The organism is Cupriavidus sp. D384, assembly GCF_001652915.1.
Taxonomy (GTDB): Bacteria; Pseudomonadota; Gammaproteobacteria; order Burkholderiales; family Burkholderiaceae; genus Cupriavidus.
The window spans coordinates 1-24,193 of sequence record NZ_BBQI01000059.1; the positions used below are offsets into that span (position 1 = coordinate 1).

26 protein-coding genes are annotated in these 24,193 nt (G+C 65.6%); 18 read left to right on the forward strand and 8 right to left on the reverse strand.

The genetic code is table 11. From position 1 onward, the window contains the following. The first annotated feature begins 289 nt into the window (after nt 1-289). The 5 genes from A9J21_RS14025 to A9J21_RS14045 all read left to right on the forward strand — a co-directional run bounded on the left by A9J21_RS14025 (nt 290) and on the right by A9J21_RS14045 (nt 6,602). Complete coding sequence (locus A9J21_RS14025) at nt 290-1,981, forward strand: AMP-binding protein (protein ID WP_066736563.1); 1,692 nt, start codon at nt 290-292, stop codon at nt 1,979-1,981. A gap of 16 nt (nt 1,982-1,997) precedes the next feature. Continuing rightward, nucleotides 1,998-2,393, forward strand: a complete 396-nt coding sequence (locus A9J21_RS14030) for a DUF488 domain-containing protein (RefSeq protein WP_066736564.1) — start codon at nt 1,998-2,000, stop codon at nt 2,391-2,393. Between the two features lie 73 nt (nt 2,394-2,466). Then, nucleotides 2,467-3,711 carry a nucleoside recognition domain-containing protein gene (locus tag A9J21_RS14035; protein WP_066736570.1) on the forward strand — a complete coding sequence of 415 codons (1,245 nt, stop codon included), beginning with the start codon at nt 2,467-2,469 and terminating at the stop codon, nt 3,709-3,711. A gap of 389 nt (nt 3,712-4,100) precedes the next feature. Next, the gene (locus tag A9J21_RS14040; protein WP_066736571.1) at nt 4,101-6,209 is read left to right on the forward strand and encodes an FUSC family protein; all 2,109 of its coding nucleotides are present in this window, start codon (nt 4,101-4,103) and stop codon (nt 6,207-6,209) included. Between the two features lie 114 nt (nt 6,210-6,323). Then, entirely contained in the window at nt 6,324-6,602 is a 279-nt protein-coding gene (locus tag A9J21_RS14045) for a DUF1488 domain-containing protein (RefSeq protein ID WP_066736573.1), read from the forward strand. A gap of 26 nt (nt 6,603-6,628) precedes the next feature. Here the strand turns inward: A9J21_RS14045 and A9J21_RS14050 are convergent, their stop codons facing one another. Beyond that, nucleotides 6,629-7,099 (reverse strand): universal stress protein, encoded by a 471-nt coding sequence (locus A9J21_RS14050; protein WP_066736843.1) that lies wholly within the window; start codon nt 7,097-7,099, stop codon nt 6,629-6,631. Between the two features lie 216 nt (nt 7,100-7,315). Between A9J21_RS14050 and paaA the strand changes: the two genes are divergently transcribed. The 7 genes from paaA (at nt 7,316) to A9J21_RS14085 (ending at nt 12,997) form a co-directional block, all read left to right on the forward strand. Further along, the gene (gene paaA, locus A9J21_RS14055; protein ID WP_066736575.1) at nt 7,316-8,326 is read left to right on the forward strand and encodes a 1,2-phenylacetyl-CoA epoxidase subunit PaaA; all 1,011 of its coding nucleotides are present in this window, start codon (nt 7,316-7,318) and stop codon (nt 8,324-8,326) included. Between the two features lie 56 nt (nt 8,327-8,382). Next, nucleotides 8,383-8,673: a 1,2-phenylacetyl-CoA epoxidase subunit PaaB gene (gene paaB / locus A9J21_RS14060; protein WP_066736577.1), complete on the forward strand. Its 291-nt coding sequence runs from the start codon at nt 8,383-8,385 to the stop codon at nt 8,671-8,673. A gap of 10 nt (nt 8,674-8,683) precedes the next feature. Further along, on the forward strand, nt 8,684-9,532 hold the full coding sequence (gene paaC, locus A9J21_RS14065) for a 1,2-phenylacetyl-CoA epoxidase subunit PaaC (RefSeq protein WP_066736578.1): 849 nt from the start codon (nt 8,684-8,686) through the stop codon (nt 9,530-9,532). A gap of 13 nt (nt 9,533-9,545) precedes the next feature. Further along, nucleotides 9,546-10,187 (forward strand): 1,2-phenylacetyl-CoA epoxidase subunit PaaD, encoded by a 642-nt coding sequence (gene paaD / locus A9J21_RS14070; RefSeq protein ID WP_066736579.1) that lies wholly within the window; start codon nt 9,546-9,548, stop codon nt 10,185-10,187. Nucleotides 10,188-10,200: 13 nt separating this feature from the next. Further along, nucleotides 10,201-11,286: a 1,2-phenylacetyl-CoA epoxidase subunit PaaE gene (paaE, locus tag A9J21_RS14075; protein WP_066736580.1), complete on the forward strand. Its 1,086-nt coding sequence runs from the start codon at nt 10,201-10,203 to the stop codon at nt 11,284-11,286. Between the two features lie 218 nt (nt 11,287-11,504). Continuing rightward, nucleotides 11,505-12,302, forward strand: a complete 798-nt coding sequence (locus tag A9J21_RS14080; protein ID WP_066736582.1) for a DUF1835 domain-containing protein — start codon at nt 11,505-11,507, stop codon at nt 12,300-12,302. A gap of 44 nt (nt 12,303-12,346) precedes the next feature. Beyond that, complete coding sequence (locus A9J21_RS14085; protein WP_066736584.1) at nt 12,347-12,997, forward strand: TetR/AcrR family transcriptional regulator; 651 nt, start codon at nt 12,347-12,349, stop codon at nt 12,995-12,997. Between the two features lie 43 nt (nt 12,998-13,040). Here A9J21_RS14085 and kefC read toward each other — a convergent pair whose 3' ends face one another. After that, a complete protein-coding gene (gene kefC / locus A9J21_RS14090; protein ID WP_066736590.1) occupies nt 13,041-14,861 on the reverse strand; it encodes a glutathione-regulated potassium-efflux system protein KefC in 1,821 nt (606 codons plus the stop codon). Next, entirely contained in the window at nt 14,858-15,448 is a 591-nt protein-coding gene (locus A9J21_RS14095) for an NAD(P)H-dependent oxidoreductase (protein ID WP_066736591.1), read from the reverse strand. Before A9J21_RS14095 ends, kefC begins: the two co-directional genes overlap by 4 nt. A gap of 357 nt (nt 15,449-15,805) precedes the next feature. Between A9J21_RS14095 and A9J21_RS14100 the strand changes: the two genes are divergently transcribed. Further along, on the forward strand, nt 15,806-16,504 hold the full coding sequence (locus A9J21_RS14100; RefSeq protein WP_066736593.1) for a GNAT family N-acetyltransferase: 699 nt from the start codon (nt 15,806-15,808) through the stop codon (nt 16,502-16,504). Nucleotides 16,505-16,593: 89 nt separating this feature from the next. On the opposite strand, the gene A9J21_RS14105 is transcribed toward A9J21_RS14100, so the two are convergent. The 5 genes from A9J21_RS14105 to A9J21_RS14125 form a co-directional block, all read right to left on the reverse strand. Continuing rightward, a complete protein-coding gene (locus tag A9J21_RS14105; RefSeq protein ID WP_029051418.1) occupies nt 16,594-17,088 on the reverse strand; it encodes an Lrp/AsnC family transcriptional regulator in 495 nt (164 codons plus the stop codon). Between the two features lie 206 nt (nt 17,089-17,294). After that, nucleotides 17,295-17,900 carry an EF-hand domain-containing protein gene (locus A9J21_RS14110; protein WP_066736595.1) on the reverse strand — a complete coding sequence of 202 codons (606 nt, stop codon included), beginning with the start codon at nt 17,898-17,900 and terminating at the stop codon, nt 17,295-17,297. A gap of 174 nt (nt 17,901-18,074) precedes the next feature. Further along, nucleotides 18,075-18,716: a general secretion pathway protein gene (locus tag A9J21_RS14115; RefSeq protein ID WP_066736845.1), complete on the reverse strand. Its 642-nt coding sequence runs from the start codon at nt 18,714-18,716 to the stop codon at nt 18,075-18,077. A gap of 160 nt (nt 18,717-18,876) precedes the next feature. Further along, nucleotides 18,877-20,097 carry a globin domain-containing protein gene (locus A9J21_RS14120; protein WP_066736597.1) on the reverse strand — a complete coding sequence of 407 codons (1,221 nt, stop codon included), beginning with the start codon at nt 20,095-20,097 and terminating at the stop codon, nt 18,877-18,879. Between the two features lie 96 nt (nt 20,098-20,193). After that, entirely contained in the window at nt 20,194-20,649 is a 456-nt protein-coding gene (locus tag A9J21_RS14125) for an Rrf2 family transcriptional regulator (protein ID WP_197497510.1), read from the reverse strand. A 163-nt stretch (nt 20,650-20,812) separates the two neighbouring features. On the opposite strand from A9J21_RS14125, the gene gspG reads away from it, so the two are divergent. From gspG to gspK, 5 genes are read left to right on the forward strand one after another with little or no spacing between them, the layout of a single operon-like run. Then, on the forward strand, nt 20,813-21,280 hold the full coding sequence (gspG, locus tag A9J21_RS14130; protein ID WP_066736601.1) for a type II secretion system major pseudopilin GspG: 468 nt from the start codon (nt 20,813-20,815) through the stop codon (nt 21,278-21,280). Nucleotides 21,281-21,298: 18 nt separating this feature from the next. Beyond that, the gene (locus A9J21_RS14135) at nt 21,299-21,811 is read left to right on the forward strand and encodes a prepilin-type N-terminal cleavage/methylation domain-containing protein (protein WP_066736603.1); all 513 of its coding nucleotides are present in this window, start codon (nt 21,299-21,301) and stop codon (nt 21,809-21,811) included. Beyond that, nucleotides 21,808-22,215, forward strand: coding sequence for a type II secretion system minor pseudopilin GspI (gene gspI / locus A9J21_RS14140; RefSeq protein WP_066736607.1), 408 nt, complete (start codon nt 21,808-21,810; stop codon nt 22,213-22,215). The genes A9J21_RS14135 and gspI overlap by 4 nt, the downstream gene beginning before the upstream one ends. Then, complete coding sequence (locus A9J21_RS14145; RefSeq protein WP_066736609.1) at nt 22,205-22,942, forward strand: type II secretion system protein J; 738 nt, start codon at nt 22,205-22,207, stop codon at nt 22,940-22,942. The genes gspI and A9J21_RS14145 overlap by 11 nt, the downstream gene beginning before the upstream one ends. After that, nucleotides 22,942-23,961 carry a type II secretion system minor pseudopilin GspK gene (gspK, locus tag A9J21_RS14150; protein WP_066736611.1) on the forward strand — a complete coding sequence of 340 codons (1,020 nt, stop codon included), beginning with the start codon at nt 22,942-22,944 and terminating at the stop codon, nt 23,959-23,961. Before A9J21_RS14145 ends, gspK begins: the two co-directional genes overlap by 1 nt. Nucleotides 23,962-24,193 lie beyond the last annotated feature (232 nt).

Sequence of the window (24,193 nt, forward strand, 5' to 3'; positions counted from 1 at the left end):
TTTCGTCAACAGTTTTTGCAGAACTTTTTTCTGCCGGTCAGCGCTGCAAACCCTCGCAACCCCAACCCCCTGCCAACCCCGCAAACCCTTGTCGCTGCTGCGTTTGCAGCGCGCTTCGTGTTGCGAGGGGGCGAATATTAGATGGCTTTCGACGGGTGCGCAAGCCCTTTCGGAAAAAAGTTCAAGGTACCCGAATCAGCGCAACTGTCACGGCGACGACAGCCTTGGTTTCGGAACTGCCCTAAGCTGGCAGCCAACCTGTCAGAAGACGCTGCTGAAGGAGACACTCATGAAGCAATCCGTGCCCGTCGACCGTTCACACGTGGTTGGTGCGACCGATATCCCGCTGTCCGACGACACGATCCCCGCGCTGCTGGCGCGCGCCGTCGCGGCAAACCCCAGCCGTGACGCAGTGATCTTCAGGGAGCAGTCCATCCGCTGGACCTGGCAGGAGTTTTCCGATCAGGTCGACCAGCTTGCCGCCGGCCTGCTGGCCCGGGGCATTACCCGAGGCGACCGGGTAGGCATCTGGTCGCCCAACCGGGCCGAATGGCTGGTCACGCAGTTCGCGACCGCCCGCATTGGCGCGATCCTGGTCAATATCAATCCGGCGTACCGTCAGGCAGAACTTGAGTACGCGCTGAACAAGGCGGGCGTGCGGATGCTGATTACGGCCACGCGCTTCAAGTCCAGTGACTATATAGGTATGTTGCAGGCCCTGGCCCCGGAATTGTCCGAGGCAACGCCCGGCCAGTTGCACGCAGCCCGCCTGCCCTGCCTCCAGTCAGTGGTCCGCATGGGCGACGACATCACGTCCGGCATGCTCAACTATGCAAGCCTGCTTCAGCCGCCAGCGCCCGGTGCGCTCGATGCCATCACCAGCCAGCTCGCTGCGCACGACGCCATCAATATCCAGTTCACCAGCGGCACTACGGGCAACCCGAAAGGTGCAACGCTGACCCATCACAATGTGGTGAACAACGGGCGCTTCGTCGCCATGGCGATGCGCCTGGGCGCGGACGACCGCCTGTGCATCCCGGTGCCGCTGTACCACTGCTTCGGCATGGTCCTGTCAGTACTGGCCTGCGTGTCGGTCGGCGCCTGCATGGTATTTCCCGGCGAGGCGTTCGATCCCCTGGCCACGATGCAGGCCGTTTCCGACGAACGATGCACCGCGCTGCATGGCGTGCCGACCATGTTTATCGCCCAGCTCGATCATCCGGAATTCCGCCAGTTCGATTTCTCGACCCTGCGCACCGGCATCATGGCCGGCGCCCCGTGCCCGATCGAAGTAATGAAGCGAGTAGTCACTGACATGCATATGGCCGAAGTGACGATTGCCTACGGCATGACGGAAACCAGCCCGGTGTCATTCCAGAGCGCTACCGACGATCCGCTCGACAAGCGCGTCGCCACGGTTGGCCGCGTGCAGCCGCATCTGGAATGCAAGGTGGTTGATGCCATGGGCGAGATCGTCCCGCGTGGCGAGACCGGCGAACTCTGCACCCGCGGCTATTCCGTGATGCAGGGCTACTGGGATGACAACGACCGGACGCGCGAGGCCATCCGCGACGGCTGGATGCATACCGGCGACCTGGCGACCATCGACGCTGACGGTTATTGCAATATCGTCGGACGCGTAAAAGACATGCTGATCCGTGGCGGCGAGAACATCTATCCGCGCGAGATCGAGGAATTCCTGTTTCGCCATCCGAAGGTGCAGGCGGTGCAGGTGTTCGGCGTGCCCGACGCCAAATATGGCGAGGAAGTCTGCGCGTGGATCGTGCTCAAACCCGGACAGACTGCCACCGAGGACGATATCCGCGCCTTCTGCCGTGACCAGATCGCGCATTACAAGATTCCGCGCTACATCCGCTTTGTTGAAGAAATGCCGATGACTGTGACGGGAAAGGTGCAGAAATTCGTCATGCGTGACGCCATGATTCACGATCTGGGGCTGAAGCCAGCCGTCACGGCGTAATCCTGGAGATATTGCGATGACGATCCGTATCGTGAGGCTGGGCGAACCGCGCACCAAGGATGAAGGGCTGCGCATGGGCACCGTCCGGCGTCCGCCGCGCGGGGTGCCGAAGGCCGAATTTGCCAGCCGCGATTTCTATGACGTCTGGTATCCGGTGCTCTCCCCGTCTGCGGAACTGGTGTCGCAAGCCCAGGAAGCACAGGCGACCAACGACCCCAAGGCCTGGCGTGCCTTCGAAAAGCACTTTCGGGCCGAGATGAACCAGCCCGACGCCAGCCGCACCCTCGATCTGCTGGCCGCCTTCTCTCATCAGACGAATTTTTCGCTGGGTTGCTATTGCGAGGACGAGGCGCACTGCCATCGTTCGATCCTGCGGGCGCTATTGGCGGAGCGCGGAGCCGACATCGCGTGAGACCGGCAGGCTATGATGCGAGGCTTCGCCGCGACCCACGGGGCGGAGCCTTCCACTGGCCTAATTTACGTCGATGGCACTGAACCTCGTCTGGCTCGGATTTTTCCTACTTTCCTTCCTTGCCGCCTGCGTGCGGCTCATTGGCGGCGACACCACGGTGTTTCCCGCCCTGCTGACGAGCCTTTTCGACAGCTCCCGCACGGCATTTGAGATTTCTCTCGGCCTGGTCGGCGTGATGAGCCTGTGGATCGGCATCATGCGGATCGGGGAGCGCGCCGGAGTGATCGACCTGTTCGCCCGGCTGGTGAACCCGTTGCTGCGCCATTTCTTTCCGGGCGTGCCGCAGGGGCATCCGGCGCAGGGGGCGATGATGATGAATGTGTCCGCCAACATGCTGGGGCTGGACAACGCGGCCACGCCGCTGGGCCTGAACGCGATGCGCGAGCTGCAGACGCTGAATCGCCAGCCCGATACGGCCACCAACGCCCAGATCATGTTCATCGTCCTGAACACGGCCGGGCTGACGCTGATCCCGACATCGGTCATTGCCATTCGCCAGGCCATGGCCGTCAAGCAGGGCCTGGTCAATTTCAATGCCGCCGACATCTTCCTGCCCACGCTGCTTGCCACGGGCGCGTCGTGCCTGGCCGGTCTGCTGGCCGTGGCCTGGGTGCAGCGGCTGAACCTGCTCAAGCCTGCGGTGTTGGCCGCCTTTGGTGTGGCCGGCCTCGCTGTGGCCGGCCTGTTCGCCTGGTTGCGGCACGCCCCGCCCGAGCAGGTCAGCCAGATGGCCGCGCTGGCGGGCAGCGGCTTCATCCTGTCGCTGATCACCCTGTTCCTGGTATGCGGCGCGATCCGCCGCGTCAATGTCTACGACGCATTTATCGACGGCGCCAAGGAAGGCTTTGGGGTGGCCGTGCAGATCATCCCCTATCTGGTCGCGATTCTTGTGGCGATCGGACTGTTCCGGGCAAGTGGTTGCATGGACGTGGTCATGCACGGGCTGACCGCCGGTTTCACGTGGCTTGGCGTCAACACGGACTTCGTCCCCGCGCTGCCGGTGGGGCTGATGAAGATCCTCTCCGGCGCCGGCGCCCGCGGTCTGATGGTGGATGTGATGACCACCTATGGCGTGGATTCCTTCCAGGGGCGGCTGGCCGCCATCATCCAGGGATCGACCGAAACCACCTTCTATGTGCTGGCGGTCTATTTCGGCAGCGTCAATGTGCGAAATACCCGACACGCCCTGGGGTGCGCCCTGTTCGCCGATGTCGTGGGGATGGCGGCGGCCGTGTGGATTGCCTATCTCTTTCGATAAACATTCTCGTTCTTGTTGTACGACAACAACGGATATTGTGCTGTCTTGCAGGCATTTCCTTAGAAGCCGCTTGGTGCGTCGCAACAAGTCGTGTATAGTGAAGTCTGTCTCCTCCACCACCTCGGTGGATTCCAACCCGCGCACAACCTGCGCGGGTTTTTTTTACCCAAAATCTGGGGAATCCTGCCCCGACTGAAGTTCTTTCAATCGTAGAACTTCGGAAATGTGACAGTTGCACCGTCTTGCATCACATTTCCCGCCCCTGGTGCGATGCGGCACTACCGCCGGGCAAAGTGCCTCGAATTCACGGAAATGTTGCGACGCAACAATAGTCCCCGTAGAGTGGAATCCGTACTCACCCTGAGACATCCACCAGACCGCCCCCGATCATGCGCCGCGTCCTGCGCTCCCTCTCTTTCTGGCCTGATTCCGCGTTCCTGCAGCGCGGGGTGGTCTATGCGCTGTCTTTCTTCGCGCTGGCCGGCATTGCCGGGCTGACCGGCGACAACGGCTATCTGTGGTCGGCCACGGCGTCGATCTGGACATGCCTGGCCGACCGTCAGGGCACGGCTGGCGCACGCATGCGCGGGCTTGGCGCGGTTGGCATCGGCGGAGCCGTTGCCAGTGTGATCGGTGCCAGCCTGGCAACCTCGCCGCTTGTCGCGCTGGCCGTCGTCATCTGCGCCGGCCTGATCGCCGGGCTCGCGGAAATACGAGGCCCGGCCGCCGCGCTGTGCTTCAAGCTGCTCTATGTGGTGCTGATCGCCGCCTGCCTGCAGCCGGTGGCCGAAGCGTCCGTGCTGGTTCATGCCTGGACTGCGGGCGTGGACTACCTGCGCGGCGGCGTATTTGCGTGCCTGATCTCGCTGGTGCTGATTCCCTCGCAGCGCGATGCTCGCCCCCGGCCCGAGATCACCGCCGCATACGACGCACTGCAACGCTTTGCCGAGCACCTGGCGGCACCGGGGCTGCAAGACACCTCGCTATACAAGAAGGAAATCCGCCTGCGGATCGAAGCGGCGCGCGCTGCGGTCATCGGCCGGCGCGGCATGGTCGATCCGGTCGGGATGCTGCACTACGCCTACCTGGTGACCGTGGCCGACGCCATCTTCGCCCTGCTGATCGTCGCCGGGGAGCTACGCGAACGCGCGGGCGAACAACACAGCCTGCCTCTGGTGTATGCCGCGCGCTGCCTGGCCGATACGCAGGCGCAGGTACGGCAGGCACTGGCCCGGCATGCCCCCGACCTGCCCGCCCTGAGCGCCATGCTCGATCGCGATGTGCGCCGGCTGATCGGCCAGCGCGCCAACGCCGGCGCCCCGCCAGCCTACCAGTCCGCGCTGGCAGCCCTGGCCCAGCATCCGTCGTTCGAACGCTGGCGCGAGTCGTTTGTCTGGCCGAACGCCGGACTGGCGGGCATGGTCGACCGGGTGGGCCATACGCTGGCCGACATCGCCGCGCGCGATGCCCGCGTGACGCGCCACGCGCTGCGGCTGGCCTTTGCCGGCGGCCTGAGCCTGTTGCCGTCGCAACTGCTGCAGGTCGACCATGGCTATTGGGTGGCCGTGACCGTGATCATGGTGCTGAGTCCGCGCCTGCAGACCACGCGGCAGATCTCGTTCCACCGCTTTGCCGGTTCGCTGGCTGGCGCGCTGCTGGCCTGCGTAGTGGGCCTGGCCCATCCCAGCCCGACGCTGGCGCTTGGCCTGAGCGCGATGTTCCTGGCGGCGGCCTACGCCCTGCGGCTGGCCGGCAGCGCGGGCGGCTTTGCCTTCTGCCTGACGCCGGCGGTGATCCTCTTTTCCTGGCTGGGGGAGCCCGCGTCGAGCAGCAGCCACGTGGCGGCGCTGCGCGGCATGGATACCGCGATCGGATGCCTGATCGCGCTTGCCAGCTATTACGTGCTGGCGCCGCGCGCCGAATTGTCGCGCGCCTATCGGCACAGCCTGGATGCCTTGTCCGTCAATGCGGTCTACCTGCGTGCCGCCATCAGCACCGCGCGCAGCGTCACACCGGCCCGCATGCGGCTGGAGGCCCTGCGCGTGGCCGCCGGGCGGGCGTCCACCCGTGCCGAAGACACGCTGGCGCAGTGCGCCGGCGACCTCGATCCACGGCTGGGTGCGGCCCATGCGGCCTTGCATGTCACGGCACGACGTATGGCGTCGCTGGCGGGTCTGGTCCGGGCGGGTGCGGAGTCTGGCGAAGTGCATGCCGCGCCCGGGGTCGCAATCCAGTCATTGCTGACAGACCTGGAAGCCCGGCTGGCCGAGGTGGCCGTGCGCCCCGGACGCACCGGGGTCAGTGCGGCAGTTGCCTCCGCGCGCATGGCGCCGCTGACGCCATCCGATGCCCCGTTTGAACACTTCCTGGCCGAACAGTGCACCTACGCAGATGCGCATATCGACAGCGCCCATCGCACCGTTGCCGGCCTGCGGGCACTGGCGGCGGAACAGGCAGAGGCGGGACGCGTCCGGCTGCCGGGCGCCCGCGCCGGCTGACGCGGATCGGGGCTTGCCCTGAGACACCGGCCAGCCGCCTTGCCTGGAACCCGCGATTGCCTATATTGAAGGGATATTCGCGATTTCCCCGTTCCCGGCAAGACGAGGTACGCCATGGTCGATATCACCTTCCCCAGCACCGTTCCCACCTACTGCGGGGCCAGCCTGACGCTGTCCTGCCCCGCCACCGTGAACGGCAACCGGTCGCAATATTCGGTCACGGCAGAGGCGCTTGAAGCCTATTGCGGGGCACAATCGGCGCGCGAGGAAGACCTGGTGCGCGCCTTCACGAGTAATCGCAAGCGCATCGAGCAGCTCGCCGAATCGCTGTTCGAGCTGACCGAAGCGCGCGAGATCGTGCTGCGCGGCGGTCATTTCCGGTTTGCCGGCTGACCACCGCACCGTCGCCGCGTCCGATTTCAGTCGGCCGAGTCCTTGCCGCGTACCAGCAGCACCGGGGCAGTCGACTGGCGAATCACGGCTTCGGCGACACTGCCCAGCACCAGACGGCGCACGCCACGGCGGCCGTGCGTGCCGATCACCAGCAGGTCCGCACCCCACTCGCTGGCCGCCGCATTGATCGACCCCGCGATATCGCCGATTACGGCCGGATCGGTCACCAGTTTGGTCTCGAAGGGCACGCCAGCATTGCCGAGCACGGCGCCGGCGGCTTCCAGGGCCTTCTTGCCGCTATCCACAAAAGCCCGCTCGATCTGGGTGGGATCGTAGAAACCCGCATCGAACAACATTACCCCGTTGTCGACCACATAAAGCGCCAGCACGGTACCTCCACCGCCGCTGGCCACCCGGATCGCCTCCTGCAGTGCCAGGTCCGACGTGCTGCTGCCATCCACAGCCACCGCGATCTTGCTGTAAGCCTTGCTCGACATAGCGTTGCCCTCCATTAAGACGTGGAAGCTCGATACTACACGTGGCGCCGGATTCACGTGCCCAACGACTGACAGTTAAATTGACCGACCGGTCGGTTTATATTTATATTTAGCAGACTGTCCGACCCCACAACATCGCGCGCCAATCGAAGTCGTATCGCGCCCGGCACAACAAGCAGGTCGGCCCCCGCCAAAGACGAAAGTCAAGGAGACGTGATGTACACACAGAGCCTCGACCTGCCGGGCCAGCCTCAGCCTGCGCCCGTATCGGCCGACGCCGACCAGGCAACCAGGCAGGCCGCCTTTGATGCGCGCATCGCCGAAGACGCCAAGATCGAGCCGATGGACTGGATGCCCGAGGCCTACCGCAAGACGCTGGTACGGCAGATCTCGCAGCACGCGCATTCGGAAATCATCGGCATGCAGCCCGAGGGCAACTGGATCAGCCGTGCGCCATCGCTCAAGCGCAAGGCCATCCTGCTGGCAAAGGTGCAGGACGAAGGCGGTCACGGCCTCTATCTGTATAGCGCGGCGGAAACGCTCAATGCATCGCGCGACGAACTGGTCGACGGCCTGCACACCGGCCGGGCCAAGTACTCGTCGATCTTCAACTACCCCACGCTGACCTGGGCCGATGTCGGCGTGATCGGCTGGCTGGTGGATGGCGCGGCGATCATGAACCAGATCCCGCTGTGCCGCTGCTCGTACGGCCCCTACGCGCGGGCCATGATCCGCATCTGCAAGGAAGAGTCGTTCCACCAGCGCCAGGGCTTTGACGCCCTGCTGAGCATGATGCGCGGCACCGAGTCCCAGCGCGCCATGGTGCAGGACGCCGTGGACCGCTGGTGGTTTCCGGTGCTGATGATGTTCGGGCCGCCCGACGCGGCCTCCACCAACAGCACCCAGACCATGGCGTGGGGCATCAAGCGCATTTCGAATGACGACCTGCGCCAGAAGTTTGTCGACGCCACGGTCGAGCAGGCCAAGGTGCTGGGCGTGACGCTGCCCGACCCCGGGCTGGTCTGGAACGCCGAGCGCGGCCACTACGACTACAGCCCGCTGGACTGGGAAGAATTCTGGCGCGTGATCAATGGCGACGGCCCCTGCAACCGCGAACGGCTGGCAACGCGCGTAAAGGCGCACGACGACGGCGCCTGGGTACGCGAGGCGGCGCTGGCCCATGCCGAAAAACGCGCCAGGCGCGAAGCGCCCGCCAAGGCCGCCTGAATCGACCCGGCGCAGACCAGCAAACCGCCGGCAGACCAGCAGACCCGGAGACCACCATGTCACAACAGAAGGAATGGCCGCTGTGGGAAGTATTCGTCCGCAGCAAGCAGGGCCTGGAACACAAGCACTGCGGGAGCCTGCACGCAGCCGATGCCCAGCAGGCGCTGCACATGGCGCGCGATGTGTACACGCGCCGCCAGGAAGGCGTGTCGATCTGGGTGGTGCCATCGGCAGCCATCACCGCCAGCGCGCCGGCCGAAAAGGCCGAGCTGTTCGACCCGGCGGCCGACAAGATCTACCGCCATCCCACGTTCTACCAGTTGCCTGACGAAGTGAACCATATGTAAGGCCGGCCCCATGACGCAAACCAACGTAGCCGACGGCCTCGCCCTGGCGCGCCTGCCACTGGCGCAGACGGCCCCCCTGCAATACGTGCTGCGCCTGGCCGACAACGCGCTGATCCTGGGTCAGCGCAATGCCGAATGGTGCGGCCACGGCCCCGTGCTCGAAGAAGACATCGCACTGGCGAACATCAGCCTCGACCTGATCGGCCAGGCACGCCTGCTGTACAGCCATGCCGGCGCGCTGGAAGGCCGGCTGACCGGCCGCGTGCGGCACGAGGACGACTACGCCTACTGGCGCAGCGAACCGGAATTCCGCAACTGGACGCTGCAGGAACTGCCGCATCACGGCCCGCTGGCGGGCACGGCGCGCGCCGACCGCGACTATGCGGTCACCATCATGCGCAATTTCCTGTACAGCGCGCTGATGGCCGAACTCTGGCCGGCGCTGGAACTGAGCACCGACACCGATCTGGCGGCCATCGCCGCCAAATCGGCCAAGGAAGTGCGTTACCACCTGCACCACGCCGCCGACTGGGTGGTGCGGCTGGGCGACGGCACCGACGCATCGCATGCACGCATGCAGCGCGCGCTGGACCATCTGCTGCCATACATGAACGAGTGCTTCGCCGTCGATGCCGTGGAACAGGAAGTGGCCGCGCAAGGCGTGGGCGTGCTGACGTCGAGCCTGCGCGAGGCATGGGAAGCCACGGTTGCCTGCACGCTCGACGACGCCACGCTGCAGCGCCCGGCACCGTCGGCATTCGTGTCCACCGGCAAGCAAGGCGTGCATTCCGAGCATATGAGCTACCTGCTGGCCGAACTGCAGGGGCTGGCGCGGGCCCATCCGGGCGCGCAGTGGTGACGCGAGGCTGCCCATGCGCACGCACCCCACGCCGATGACATCCCCGTTCGCGCCCACCTTCGCGCGGTGCGATGACGCCACGCCCGCCGAATGCCCGGTATTGCCCGCGGATCGGCTGTCCGTCGCCTGGGCTGCGCTGGAAGCCGTGCCCGACCCGGAAATCCCGGTCGTGTCGATCCGCGATCTTGGCATCCTGCGCGACGTGGTGCTGGCCGATGACGGCCAGACCGTCGAGGCCATCATCACGCCTACGTATTCGGGCTGTCCGGCCATGTCGCAGATCGAGGAAGACGTCGGACGCGCACTGGAAGCGGCCGGGCTGTCGCCGTGGCGCGTGCGCACCGTGCTGGCCCCGGCGTGGACCACCGACTGGATCACCGAAGCCGGCCGCGCCAGCCTGCGCGCGTTCGGCATTGCCCCCCCGGGCCAGTGCGCCAGACAGGCGCCGCGTGTCGGCAACGTGCGGCCGCTGCGCTTCGTGCCGCGCCAGCCGCGGGCGCCTGCCATGGCTCCACCCGATGTACCCCCCGTTGCATGCCCGCGCTGCGGCAGCGTCCACACGCAGGAGCTGTCGCGCTTTGCCTCCACGGCCTGCAAGGCGCTCTATCGCTGTCTGGATTGCCGCGAGCCGTTCGACTACTTCAAACCCTACTGAGCACCGCCGGCCCATGACCCCACAGTTCCATCCGCTACGCGTGGCACAGGTTCGCCCGGAGACCCCGGACACGGTCTCGATCGCCTTCGAGGTGCCGCCGGCGCTGCGCGATGCCTACCGCTTCACGCAGGGCCAGTTCCTGACGATCAAGGCGCCCGTCGAAGGCAAGGACGTGCGCCGCTCGTACTCGATCTGTTGCGGCGTACAGGACTACGACGACCGCGGCGAACTGCGTGTGGCCGTGAAACTGGTGGACGACGGCGTGTTCTCCACGTGGGTCCACGACACCGTTGCCGCCGGCCAGGTGCTCGATGTGATGACGCCCGATGGCCGCTTCCACGTGCCGCTCGATGCCGAGGCGTCGCGCCACCATGTGGCGTTTGCGGCGGGCAGCGGCATCACGCCTGTGCTGTCGCTGATCCGCACCACGCTGGCCGTGGAACCGCGCAGCCGCTTCACGCTGGTCTACGGCAATCGCAGCGTCGACACGATCATCTTTTCCGAGGCGCTCGAAGACCTGAAGAACCAGTACCTGTCGCGTTTCACGCTGTACCACGTGCTGTCGCGCCAGCCTCAGGAGGTGGATCTGCTGCATGGCCGGCTCGACCGCGAGCGCGTGACCGCCTTCCTGCAGACCCTGCTGCCCGTGGACGATATCGACGCCGCCTTCGTATGCGGCCCCGCGTCAATGATCGACGAAGTAGAGGAAGCCCTCAAAACCGCCGGCATGGACCCGCACCAGATCCATGCCGAGCGCTTTGGCGTGCCGCTGACCCAGCCCCGGCGCGCCGCGCCGGCCCATGCCGACCAGGCCGGCACCGCCGAACTGGTGGTGGTGCTGGACGGCAAGCAGCACAAGATGCGCCTGCCGCTGACCGACGCCAAAGTGCTGGACACCGCGCTGGCCGCCGGGCTGGACCTGCCCTATGCCTGCAAGGGCGGCGTCTGCTGTACCTGCCGCGCCAAGGTGCTGGAGGGCGAGGTCGAGATGGAAAAGAACTACACGCTCGAACCGTGGGAGATGGAAAAGGGCTTTGTATTGACATGCCAGGCCCGCGCGCTGACGCCGCGGGTGGTGGTCAGCTACGACGAACGCTGACGGCTGACCTGGGCAAATGACCGGTGTCAAGGGTGTCGAGGCTATGGCGGGAATCCCACATGTCAGACAGCTGCCGATGCCCGGCCGGTGGCGAGCCGTGATTACAATGGCGGAACACGCTTCAGGCGTCGCATCACCCGCCAAGCGGCCGCCTGCAGGCGGTGGCGGCGGCCGCGTCCGGAGGTCCGGCACCCGTCGCACCCTATACAATCACGGTCATGCAATACATACATGTCGTCAACGGCGATGTCGCGGGCAACACGCTGCGCCAGGCACTGGCCCAGGCCGCCCGCCCCGACCCGGTGGTCGTCCTGCGCGACGACCTCGCCGTGGGTCCGATCGCCGATATCGACAGCACCGGCCTGATCCGCTCGGGCTTCTGGCAGCGCGTGGCGCCGCACACCGATATCGACTTCGGCGCCGAGATGCGCCAGGCGCTGGACCAGCTCCAGCAACTGCGCCGCGACGACATGGAAGTTGCCATCTGGCACGGCCAGAGCGCCTCCGACCAGCTGATGCTGCGCCGGGTGGTCTTCCACCTCTATCAGGCGCCGCAGCGCATCAACGAAGTGGCGATGGACCTGCGCGAACTGGAAGCCCCCACGCACGGCAGCCTGACCGCCATCGGCATGTATCCGGCCGCCCGCCTGGCGCGACGCTTCTCGACCATCGCCCCGGTATCGGTGCTGCGCCTGGGCCGGCTGGGCTACGAGTGGCAGCAGAACGTCAAGGAAAACGCCGATGTGCGGCTGTGGAAGGGCAATACGCTGGTGCCGGCGGCCTATCACAACGTCGACGACGTGATCCTGGAGCGCGGCCCCGACGACTGGACGCCAGCCGCGCAGGTGGTGGGCAGCGTGATGGGCGCCATCGAAGGCCTGCTTGCCAGCGACTGGTTTGTCTTCTGGCGCTGCCGCGAACTGGTCAGCACCGGGCAGCTGGAGTTGCGCGGCGACCCGCAAAGCCTCGAATCCTGCGATATCCGCCGCAACCACCTCGCTGCCAGCACTGATTGACGCCGTACCGATAACAGAACAACAGGCGGATCGATCCGACCCCTATGGCAAGAACCAAGGCGCCCGATTTCGAGGCGCAACGCGAACAGATTCTCGACCTGGCGGCCGCCGCCTTTGCCGCCTCCAGCTATCCCAGTACATCGATGGCCGACCTCGCGGCGGCCTGCGGCACGTCCAAGGCCCGGCTCTACCACTATTACGAGAGCAAGGAAGCGATCCTGTTCGACCTGCTGGACCGCTACACCCGGCAGCTGATGCAGATCGTCACCGATGTGGAGGCCGAAGGTACGCGCCAGTCGCGCAGCCATCGCGAGACTTTCGGCCATCTCCTGCGCGCCTTCCTGGCCGAGTACGAGACCTCGCAGACGCGCCATATCGCGCTGATCAACGATGTGAAGTTCCTGGCCGAGGAACAGCGCGACCAGATCCTGCAGCGCGAGCGCGATGTCGTGGCGGCGTTTGCCCGCCTGCTGCAACGCGCCTATCCGGAGCGCGTGACGCGCGACAACCAGACCGCGCTGACCATGACCGTCTTCGGCATGATCAACTGGACGTTCACGTGGCTCAAGCCCGGTGGCCGGCTGTCATACGCGGCGTTTGCCGAAATGGTGGTCGGACTGCTCGAAAACGGCCTGGCTCCGGGCATGCCGGGCGCCGGCCAGCCAGCGCGGCCCGGATCGGCCAGCCAGGCCTGAGCGGGGCCCCGCCCCGGCCTGCCCCTCCTGACCCGGCCCGGCGTCAGGACCATTCGGCATCTTCCTGCTTGCGGCGCTGGTCGCGGTCCTGCCGGAACATTTCCTCAAGTTCGTCGCGCGCCTGCTTGGCAAGGGAGACCAGCTTCTTCTGGTCCTTGTAGTACGGGTAGAAGCGATCGATAGCCTCGATATTGTGACGCCGGAAGCGCAACGCCACACTGCGCGCTTCCACCCGGTCGAAGCCCAGCCCTTCCAGCACCTTGCGTCCCAACATCAGCGAACCTTCAAACATTTCGCGCTCGTAGCTGTTGGCATCGATGCCCCGATCCATGAGCTGGTAGACGTGCGACACATGCCGCGCCCGCGTGTAGATCTTCAGGTCCGGCCAGCGGTGGCGCACCTTGTCGATCAGTCCGAGGTTGTCGTCCAGGTCCTCGATCGCCACGATCAGGATCCTGGCCTCGGCGGCGCCGGCGGCTTCGAGCAGGTCCATGCGCGTGGCATCGCCATAGAAGATCTTGAACCCGTACTGGCGCAGGAATTCGATCTGGTCGGGATCGTGGTCCAGCACGGTCACGCCGATGCCCTGGGCATACAGCAGGCGGCCGATAATCTGGCCGAAGCGGCCAAAACCGGCAATGAGCACAGGATTGTGATGATTGGTGATCTCGTCGTCGGGCCGCTTCGACATCGCGTTCAGGCGCGGCGCCAGCAACTGGTCGAACAGCAGCAGCAACAGCGGCGTGGCCACCATCGACAGCGCCACGATCAGCACCAGCAATGCCTCGGTGTCCTTCGGCAGCAGGCCCACGGTGCGGGCCTCGGCGAACACCACGAACGCGAATTCGCCGCCCTGCGAGATCAGCAGGGCGAACAGCAGCCACTGCCCGCGCGACACCCGGAACCGCTTCGCCAGCATCATCAGCACGGCCGTCTTGACCAGTACGAACGCCACCACGCAGCCCATCACCTTGCCCGGCTGCTGCGCGAGGATGCCGAAGTCGATCGACATGCCCACCGCCATGAAGAACAGACCCAGCAGCAGGCCCTTGAACGGCTCGATGTCGGCCTCCAGCGCATGGCGATATTCCGAGTCCGCCAGCAGCACGCCGGCCACGAAGGTACCCAGCGCCATCGACAGGCCCACGGCATCCATCATCAGCGCGATACCCACCACAAGCAGCAGCGAGAACGCGGTGAACATCTCGCGCATGCCCGTCCGGGCAATCACCCGCAGCGCCGGCCGCACCAGGTACCGCCCGCCCACCACCACGGCGCCGATCACGGCCACGGCCTTCGCGGCGGTCTGCCAGTTCTCGGGCCCATGGGCCGTGGCGCCGGCGCCATCCGCCGCCAGAAGCGGCAGCAGCGCGATCATCGGAATTGCCGCGATATCCTGGAATAGCAGAATGCCGAAGCTGGCCGCCCCGGCACCGGTCTGCATCAGGTTGCGCTCGGCCAGCGTGGCGAATGCAATCGCCGTGGACGACAGCGCCAGACCCAGGCCAGCGACGATGGCTACCTGCCAGGGAGCGCCGAACAGCGCCGCCACGATGCCGATGGCCAGCGCACACGTCCCCATCTGTATCGAACCGTAGCCAAAGATGCTCTGCTTCAGGGCCTTGAGCTTGCGCGGCTCCAGTTCCAGCCCGATCACGAACATCATCAGCACGACGCCGAATTCCGAGAAATGGAGGATCGACTCGACATTGGTCACCAGGCGCAAGGCAAACGGGCCAATGGCGGCCCCCGCGATCAGATAGCCCAGCACGGCGCCCAGCTGGAAACGGCGCGCGACCGGCACGGCCACCACGGCCGCCACCAGGAACACCAGCAGGGCAATCAGAAAGTCATGCTGGTTCATTGCGCGTCCTCCCCGGTGGCCTCGGATGCCGGCCATTCCTGTGTTTCCGGAGGCAGTGGCGGCGCAGCCAGATGGCGCGCCACGTGTTCGATGTGCAACGCCACGGCGTCGGTGTCCGCCCGGTCGGCATCGTGCAGCACGATCGGGGGCATCCAGCTCATGCCGCACTGCAGGGCAGTCTGCTCCAGCGGCAGCAGGAAATCGCTGATGGGATGACCATGGGCGCCGTCGGGACCGTAGGCATCCGACTGCCCGCCCGCGCTGACCACCGCCAGCATCGACTTGCCGCGCAGCGCGGTGCCGCCCGGTCCATAGGCCCAGCCCATTTCAAGCACGTCGTCGAGCCAGAGCTTCATCAGGGCCGGCACGCTGTACCAGCGCACCGGGAACAGCAGCACCACGGTTTCGGCGGTCGACAGCAGCCGCTGCTCCGCTACGACGTCGATGTCATAGTCGACATAGAGGTTGTAAAGCTCGCGCACCGCCACATGGGGCAATTCGGCAAGGGCTTCGGCAAGTGGATGGTTGACGCGCGAGCGTCGCGGCGCGGGATGCGCATAGATCACAACAATCGGTGGTTCGTTCATGAATGGGCGTTGTCTTTCCCGTAAAGGGACCGATGCGACAGACAAGCCAGCCGGTGCGGCGTTGCAGCAAATCCACAACCCACGCACCCGTGACGTCCCAGCCGCGCATATAACCTATTGAATTATCAGTGATTTTTGATTGGCGCCGCTTTCGTGCCGCGGTTTGGCGACCGGGTAGCTTACGCGAGACTGACAATTCCACTACAATACTTTTCGCGTCGCAGCAACCTAGTGTTTGCCCGAATCCAGCATTGTGGATCACAAACCGGATTCCCACCGCACGGCTTTTGATGCAAGTGCAGGGCCGACCACCGCGATGGTGCTATTTTTATACCGATCACTGAAGAAGGAAACCAAGTGAACCCGCTCGAACTGAGCAAGGCCGTCGGCGCAGTCACCGACGAAGATCTTCGCCGCGCAGCCGAGGCGAGCCAGGCAACCCAGCGTCACACCACCCTGGTGCGTGAACTGGCTGCCCATCATCGCTCGCGCCTGCAAAAGCATTTTCTCGCCCTGGGCGAGGAAGATCGCCTGCTCCGTTTCGGCCAGTCGGTTGGCAACCATGTGATCGAGGCCTATGTGGAAAGCATCGATTTCGACCACGACAGCGTGTTTGGCGTCTATGACGAGCACCTGGAACTGGTTGGCGTCGGCCACTTCGCAAACCTGCGCGACAACGCCCAGGGCCGCGTTGCCGAGTTCGGCGTGTCGGTGTCGAAGAGCGCCCGGGGCCGCGGCATCGGCAGCGCCCTGTTCCAGCGCGCCGCCATGCATGGCCGCAATACCAGCGTCCGCACGCTGTACATGCACTGCCTGTCGCGCAACGCCGCAATGATGCACATCGCCAAGAAGGCCGGCATGAAGGTGCAGTACGCCTATGGCGAGGCCGACGCCTATCTGGAACTGCCGCCCGCCGACACGGTGAGCCGCCTGACCGAGGCCATCGACGAGCAGGTGGCTGATTTGGACTACCTGGTTCGTCGCAACCTGCGCGATGTCCGGCGCTTCGGCCTGCGCTTCTGGCGCTCGCTGGTGCCACAGAAGGGCACTGCCTGATCCGGCCCGACGATCACCAAACAGAAACGGCGCACCCGCAAGGTGCGCCGTTTCTGTTTGGTGCGGCCGATGTGTGGGGTGGACCGATGTCAGGCCCCGCCGGCCACGGGCAGCGCCGTGGTGTCCTTGATCGACTCCAACGCAAAGCTGGAACGCACATCGATCACCGAAGGATGTGCCAGCAATTGTTCCTGCATGAAGCGCGCAAAGTGCTCCATGTCTTCGACGTAGACCTTGAGCAGCAGGTCCATCTCGCCCGTCATGGCATGGCAGGCCGCCACCTCCGGCCAGGTCTGGATTGCCGCCCGGAACAGGTCCAGCGGCGCCTTGCCCTTGGGCGTGCCGCCCTGCTTTTCCAGCCGCACATTGATATAGGCAAGCAAGCCCAGGCCAATCTTGTTCGGTTCGAGCAGCGCCGCGTACTGGCGGATCACGCCAATCTCCTCCAGCCGACGGATGCGACGCAGGCAGGGGCTCGGCGACAGATTCACGCGCTCCGCCACTTCCAGGTTGGTCAGCCTCCCGTTGGTCTGCAGGACCTCCAGAATTTTCCGGTCGATCTTGTCCAGCTCCACCTTGCTCACGTTTTGTTGCTCCGCAATATGTTTATCGGCAATTTTTTTGCGCAAATTTAACAAGTCGTGCACAAGTCCGCAATTTATTTCATCTAAGGACAAGTACTGCAGCCATATGCAGCGGGCGCTTGCGTCACGTGGGGCGAGGCAAGGATGGTGCCAGCCAACAAAAAACGCGGCCCGAAGGCCGCGTTTGCGGTTGCCGATGCAAGGGCTTAGTTGCCGCTCGGCGACGGGACGGACGGGCCCGAGGCACCGCCCGGACCGCGACGCTGCATGCGGTCCATCCGGTCCTTGTGCATCTTCTGCATGTCCGACTGGATTTCGGCCATGGTCACCTTGCCGTCACGGTTCGCGTCGAGCTTGTCGAAGCGATCGGCCATGCGCGGGAAGGCGGCCTTGAACTCGTCACGCGTCAGCGCGCCGTCGTTGTTCTTGTCCGCAGCCTTGAACTTGGCCTCGAACTCGGCCTTCATCTCGGCGCGGCGCTGCTCCCAGGCAGCCTTGCGATAGGCAGCCAGCTCGTTCTTGTCGAGCTTGCCGTCGTGGTTGGTGTCGATCTTGTTGAACAGCGCGTCGGCTTCGGCCTTCGAGATCATGCCATCGCCGTCGGTGTCGACCGACTTCATCCACATCATGCCGCCATGGTGATGCTCGCCAGGGCCGCCCATGCGGTGGTGAGGTGCCGGGCCACCTTGCGGAGCAGCCTGCGGCGCAGCCGGGGCCGGCGTGGTCTGTGCGAAGGCGGCACCCGCGGCCATGAACACGGCCGAGGCGGCGATAAAGCTCTTGAGGATGTGCGTCTTGTGATTGCGTTGCATGTCTGTGCTCCTTTTCATCGCGTTGGGCATGTACGGATTAGAACGCAGACAACCACGCCAAGTTGGCACTTTTAATACGATGTTACGGGCCTCACAGAATCGACTAGCGGCGTAAACGGCCGCAATACAGTCAAAGATTGCGCAATGATCCGAAATCGTATTTTTACGATTTGATTAGTCTTTTGGCAGCTGGTTCTCGGCGCCGTGCGGGGGCACCTGTTGAAAGTCCTGCGGCGCAAAGCCCTGCTGTTGCGGGGCACCCTGCTGGAACTGTTGCGGCGGCTGTTGCGGTGCCGGCTGCACCGGCGCACTGGCAACCGGCGGCGGCGCCGACTGCACGGGAGCCGGCATTGGCGTCGACAGCGGAGCAGCCGCACCGGACGGCGGTGCCGCCGGCGCATTGCCCGGACGGCCGACCGAGACGGTGTTCTGCAGGGGCAGCGCGATTTCCTGGCGCACGCCGTTGCGCTCGATCACGATATTGCGGCCATGGATTTCAGTCAGACGAATCTGCGGCGAGAGCGAGGCACCTGCGCGCACGGCCTTGGGCGGCCCGCCGTCCAGGGACAGGATGGCCGCTGCCGGCCCCACGCCATCGACATCCGCCACCACGCCGATCAGCTGGATATCCCGCACACCCGACTGCGCACTGCCGCCAAACAGCGTCGCCACAGCGCCTGTTTCCACCGCCTCGGTCTGGGCGATACGCGCCGATTTGGGTACGGGAATCGTCCGCATCGCGCTGAACACCAGTACCCAGTGCGTGATCAGCGCGCACAGTGCGACAAATAGCAACAGACTGGCTGCGCGGGGCAGCCAGGGGGTCGAAAGGTCGAAGCGGAGGGCAGGCCGGGTCAGGGTTGGCACGAGCAGTACGCCAGGCGGCAGAATCCAAGAGGTCGCCTAGCGTACCAGACGCATGCGTCGATTGTCTGTCAGTTGTGCCGACCCGGCAGATGGCCCGGATCGGGGCCGATCAGAGCAGGTCGTCGAGCAGGTCGGGACCGAACACTTCGCGGTGGATGTGGCCCACCGGAATCCCCGCGTTGATCAGCGCATGGCGCTGGGCCTGCATGAAGCCCAGCGGGCCGCACAGGTAGAAGCGGGCATCGTTGAATGCCGAGGTGTCTTCGGCCTTCAGCACAGAAGCAATCGGCATCGTGCCGGCATGGTCGAAGTCACGGCCCGACACATCGGCCGCCTGCGGGGTCTCGTAGCTGATGTGGGTACGCAGGTTCGGCATCCGTTCGCGCGCCCAGGTCAGGTCGCCGCGATGCGCATGATGGCGGCCGTGGCGTGCCGCGTGGGCGAACAACACCGGTCGGTGCGGATTTTCCTTGGCCAGCGTGCGCAGCACCGACACCATCGGCGTCACGCCGATGCCGGCGGACATCAGCACGATCGGGCGGCGGTCGTCGATGGCCGGTGCAAACTCGCCCCACGGCGTGCTGACATGCAGCGTGGTGCCGACATGGGCGTTGTCATGCAGCCAGTTAGAGACTGCACCGGCCGGCGTTTCGGCGTTGCCGTCTTCGCGCTTGACCGAAATGCGCCACGTGGGCAGGCCGCGCTCGCCAGACAGCGAGTACTGGCGCAGCTGGCGCTGACCGTCGGCCAGGATGGCTTCGACGCTGATGTACTGACCCGGCGCAAAGTCGCGCAGCGGCTTGCCATCGTCAGCGCCCAGGGTAAGCGAGACCACCTGGTCGCCTTCCTGCTCGCGGGCGATCACGCGCACGCGCTGCAGTTCGCCCGCCTTGACGTTGTTCCGGTCATACAGGCGCGCCTCGGCGGCAATCAGTTCGCCGGCCAGCAGCCAGTAGGCCTCGTCCCAGGCCGCCAGCAGCGGCGGGGTGGCGGCATCGCCCAGCACCGCGGCGATGGCTTCGAGCAGATACTTGCCGACGATCGGATAGTGGGCCGACGTCAGGCCGACGGCCACGTGCTTGTGGACAATGCGTTCCACCACCGGCGCCAGCACATCGGCGCGGTCGACGTTGGCGGCATAGGCGAACACAGCCGACGCCAGCGACTGCTGCTGCGAGCCATTGGCCTGGTTGCCCATGTTGAACAGGTTCTTCAGCTCGGGGCGCGCCGCGAACATCTCGCAGTAGAAGTGCGTGGTAATGGCAAGACCGTGCTCGCGCAGCACGGGGACGCTGGCATCGATATAGGGGCGGGAAGCAGCGGACAACATCAGCAAAAACTCCTGTGAATTCATGCATTTGTAATGCATGTTTTTACGCACAATAAAGCCGGCGAAAGACTGCGGCAGGGGTCTCGCCCCGCTGCCTCAGGCCACGCGCCGGCTCAGGAAATCTCGATGCAGGCTGATAATCGACTCGGCCGTCCGGCTGTTGCCAGAAACTTCGGCCAGCGTGATGCCGTCAAGCGCCTGGTAGAACGCCTCTTCGGCTTGATCCAGCGCGCGCTTCAGACGGCAATTGCCGTTCAAGGCGCATGGCGGATCGGAACAGTCGATCACCGACTTGTGTCCTTCCAGTTCGCGCAGGATCGTGCCGATCGACAGCTTTTCTGCGCCCGGCCCCAGTTGCAGCCCGCCATGCCGCCCACGCGTGGCCGAAATCCAGCCCAGCTTCGACAACCGCGCCGCCACCTTGACGAGGTGGTTGTGCGAGATTTCGAATTGCTGGCCGACTTCAGCGATCGTGATCGGACGGGTGCCGTCGCCGCGCGATACATACATCAGCAGGCGCAAGGCATAGTCTGAGAATCGGGTCAGTTGCATCGTGCCTGGAATCATAGATAACGTGCATCTGCAATGCAAGATTTTTGTTGCAGTTGCACCTTGGTACATTAATCCGGTCCTGACACCCCGGCGGCACACCAAACGGTCATCTGGCGGGGGTTATACTCTCCGACCATACCTCGACCATCAAGGCACACAACCGATGCGCAGAACCGTCACCCAGACTGCCGCCCCCCGGACGCAACTCCGTCGCCGCCTCGCCCGCGGTTTCACCCTGATCGAAATCATGGTGGTGATCGTGATCCTGGGCGTGCTGGCGGCACTGGTGGTGCCCAAGATCATGAGCCGTCCCGACGAGGCCCGTATCGTTGCCGCGCGCCAGGACATCTCGTCGATCATGCAGGCGCTCAAGCTCTACCGCCTGGACAATGGCCGCTACCCGACCACCGAACAGGGTCTGGCCGCACTGGTCAACAAGCCGACGACCGAGCCCATTCCCAACAACTGGAAGGGCGGCGGCTACCTGGAAAAGCTGCCCAAGGACCCGTGGGGCCATCCGTACCAGTACCTGAACCCGGGCGTGCGCGGCGAGATCGATGTGTTCAGCTTTGCCGCCGACGGCCAGGCGGGCGGCAGCGGCAATGACGCCGATATCGGCAACTGGGAATAAGCCCGTCCCCTGCCCTTCATGACTCCGGCGACGCCGCGCGGCCAGGCCGCCCTACTCCAGCGCCGCCGGCTGCACGGCTTCACGCTGCTTGAACTGCTGGTGGTCATGGTGATCGCCGGCATCGTCATCTCCCTGGTGGCAGTCAACGCCACGCCCAATGATCGCGGCCGCGTGCTCGACGATGGCCAGCGCATCGCGCGCCTGTTCGAACTGGCCCAGGAAGACGCCCAGCTGGGCGCCCGGCCGCTGGCCTGGGAAGGCGATGCCACTGGCTGGCGTTTTCTTGAATCCACACCGCAGGGCTGGGTACCGATGCGCACCGACGTCTTCGCGCCGGGCCGCTGGCGCATTCCGCTGGACGGCGCGGTCATCGTCCAGGGTGGACGCCAGCTTGGCACGGGCCCGGTGCGGCTGATCTTCGGACGCGAACTGATCGACGAACCCCAGCGGCTGGTGCTGACGCGCGGCGACATCCGCGTGGACGTGACCGGCGACGGCAGCGGCCGCTACGTGGCAACGGTGACGCAATGACCGCACGGACGCGTCATCCGCGCGCCCGGGCCCGGGGCTTCACGCTGATCGAGGTGCTGGTCGCGCTGACCATTCTTGCGGTGGCGCTTACCGCCGCCATGCGGGCGATGGGTTCGATGGTCGAGTCGAGCGCCTCGCTGCAGCAGCGCATGCTGGCCGAATTCAGCGCCGAGAACCATCTGGCTACGCTGCGCCTTTCCAGGACCTGGCCCGAGCCCGGCACACGCGGCTACGACTGCCCCCAGGGCGGCGTGGCGCTGTGGTGCGAGGAATCGGTATCCGGTACCCCCAATCCGTCGTTCCGACGCGTGGAAGTCGCGGTCTATCCGTCCGCCGGCAACAAGTCGGTGCGGCTGGCGTGGCTGGTCACGCTGGTACCCAATGAAACCCGCAATGTCCTCTGAGCGCCGCTTCCGGTCCGGCGGCCAGCGCGGGTTCACGCTGCTGGAAATGCTGGTCGCCATCACGCTGCTGGCCGTGATGGCCGTTATCGGCTGGCGCGCGCTGGATTCCCTCACCCGCAGCCGCGAACGGCTGACCGATCACGACGCCCGGCTCGATGCGCTGAAGGTGCTCTACGGCCAGTTCCAGTCCGATTGCGAACACCTGGCCCCGCCGGCCCAGTTGCAGGCCAGCCCCGTGGAAATCGGCCCCAACCAGTTGCTGCTGGTGCGCGACCGCCGTGACGAAGGCCAGCCGCCGACCTGGCAGGTGGTGGCCTACCGGCTCGACGGCAATACCGTGGTGCGCGCGGCCAGCCGTGCCGCCTATTCCCGCAATGACGTGCAGAGCGCGCTGCTGGCCCTGCGCCAGCCGGGCAGCGCGGGCCTGCAGATCCGCCCGTTGCTTGGCGATGCCGACCAGCTGTCGGCGCGTGCCTGGGTCGAACCGGTGGGCTGGCTGGTCGATACGGGCCGGGTGCGCACCGCGCTGATGCAAGGCAGCGCCATAGCCAACGCGGCCGAGGCCGCGGCCGCGGCCGCCGCCACCGGTGCCAGCGATGCGCAGGCCGGGATCGGCACCATCTCGAACACCGTCGCCGTGCGTGCCGTCGAACTGAACGTCTTCGCGCGCATGGGCGATGGCGATGCGACGCGCCAGTTCCAGAAAATCTGCATGACGGGGATGTGATGACGCGCGTGCCCTTCCCCCTGTCGTTCCGCACGCGGCCCGGCCGCCAGCAAGGCGCCGCCGTGGTAACGGCCCTGCTGATGGTGACGCTGGCCGTGGTGGTGGTATCCGGCATGCTGTGGCGCCAGCAGGTGCAGATCCGCTCGATCGAAAACCAGCGGCTGGTGGCCCAGGCCGCCTGGATCGAACGCGCCGCGGTGGACTGGTCGCGCCTGATCCTGCGCGACGACCAGCGCCGCTCGCAGGTGGATTACCTGGGCGAACCGTGGTCGGTGCCGGTGGCCGAGACCCGGCTGTCCGACTTCCTGGGGGCCGGCGTCAGCACGGCCGAAGGCGGCGAGACATCGTTCGTCTCCGGCCGCATCCTCGACGCGCAGGCGCGCTTCAACCTGACCAACCTCTATCTCTGGCAGGCCGACGGCACCGGCCGCGTGGCGAATATCGACCAGCCGTCGCTGCTGGCCTTCAGACGACTGCTTCAAACGCTCGGCATGAACGCCGGCCTGGCCGAGCCGACCGCCCAATATATGCTGCGCGCGGCCCGGGGGGTACCGACCAACGGCCAGCCCGCGCCGCGGCCGCCCGACAGCGTGGAAGACCTGCTCGCCGTGCCCGGCTATACGCCGGCGATGGTGGCGGCGATGGAACCCTTTGTCACAGTGTTGCCGGAACGTACCAAGGTCAATGCCAATACCGCCGAGGCCGAAGTCCTTTCCGCCGTCATAGACAAACTGCCAATCGACCGGGCGCGCGAACTGGTGCGCCAGCGTGACCGCAGCTACTTCAACAACACCGGCGACGTGACGTCCCAATTGCAGAGCATCGCCCCGCAGGCCGTCACCCCCGGCGACGCGGTTGATGTACGCACCCACTACTTCCTGATTTACGGGCTGGTCCGCCACGAGCGCGCGCGCCGGCTGAAGGTGTCGCTGGTGTTCCGGGCCGACGTGCTGGGTAGCGGCAATACCACCCGGATCATCTGGGTCCGGGACGCCGACGCCATGCCCGAGCAACGCTGAAACGGGGTCGCGCCGCAAGCCGTTTTTGCCCGGATGCGTGTAGGAATCATCGTTCTGCAGAATCAGTCGGACCGCTATTGACGCGCGTAAGTCACACAGGCAAGGTATGCTGCTGCGCCGAGCCGGGTCCGGTGCAGCCAACTGCCGCCGGGCCACAGATTGTGCCCGCCAGTCCGCCCCAGCCCGTCCCGAAGCGTGGCACGGGGCGCCAACGGGCGGCTGACCGGCCAGC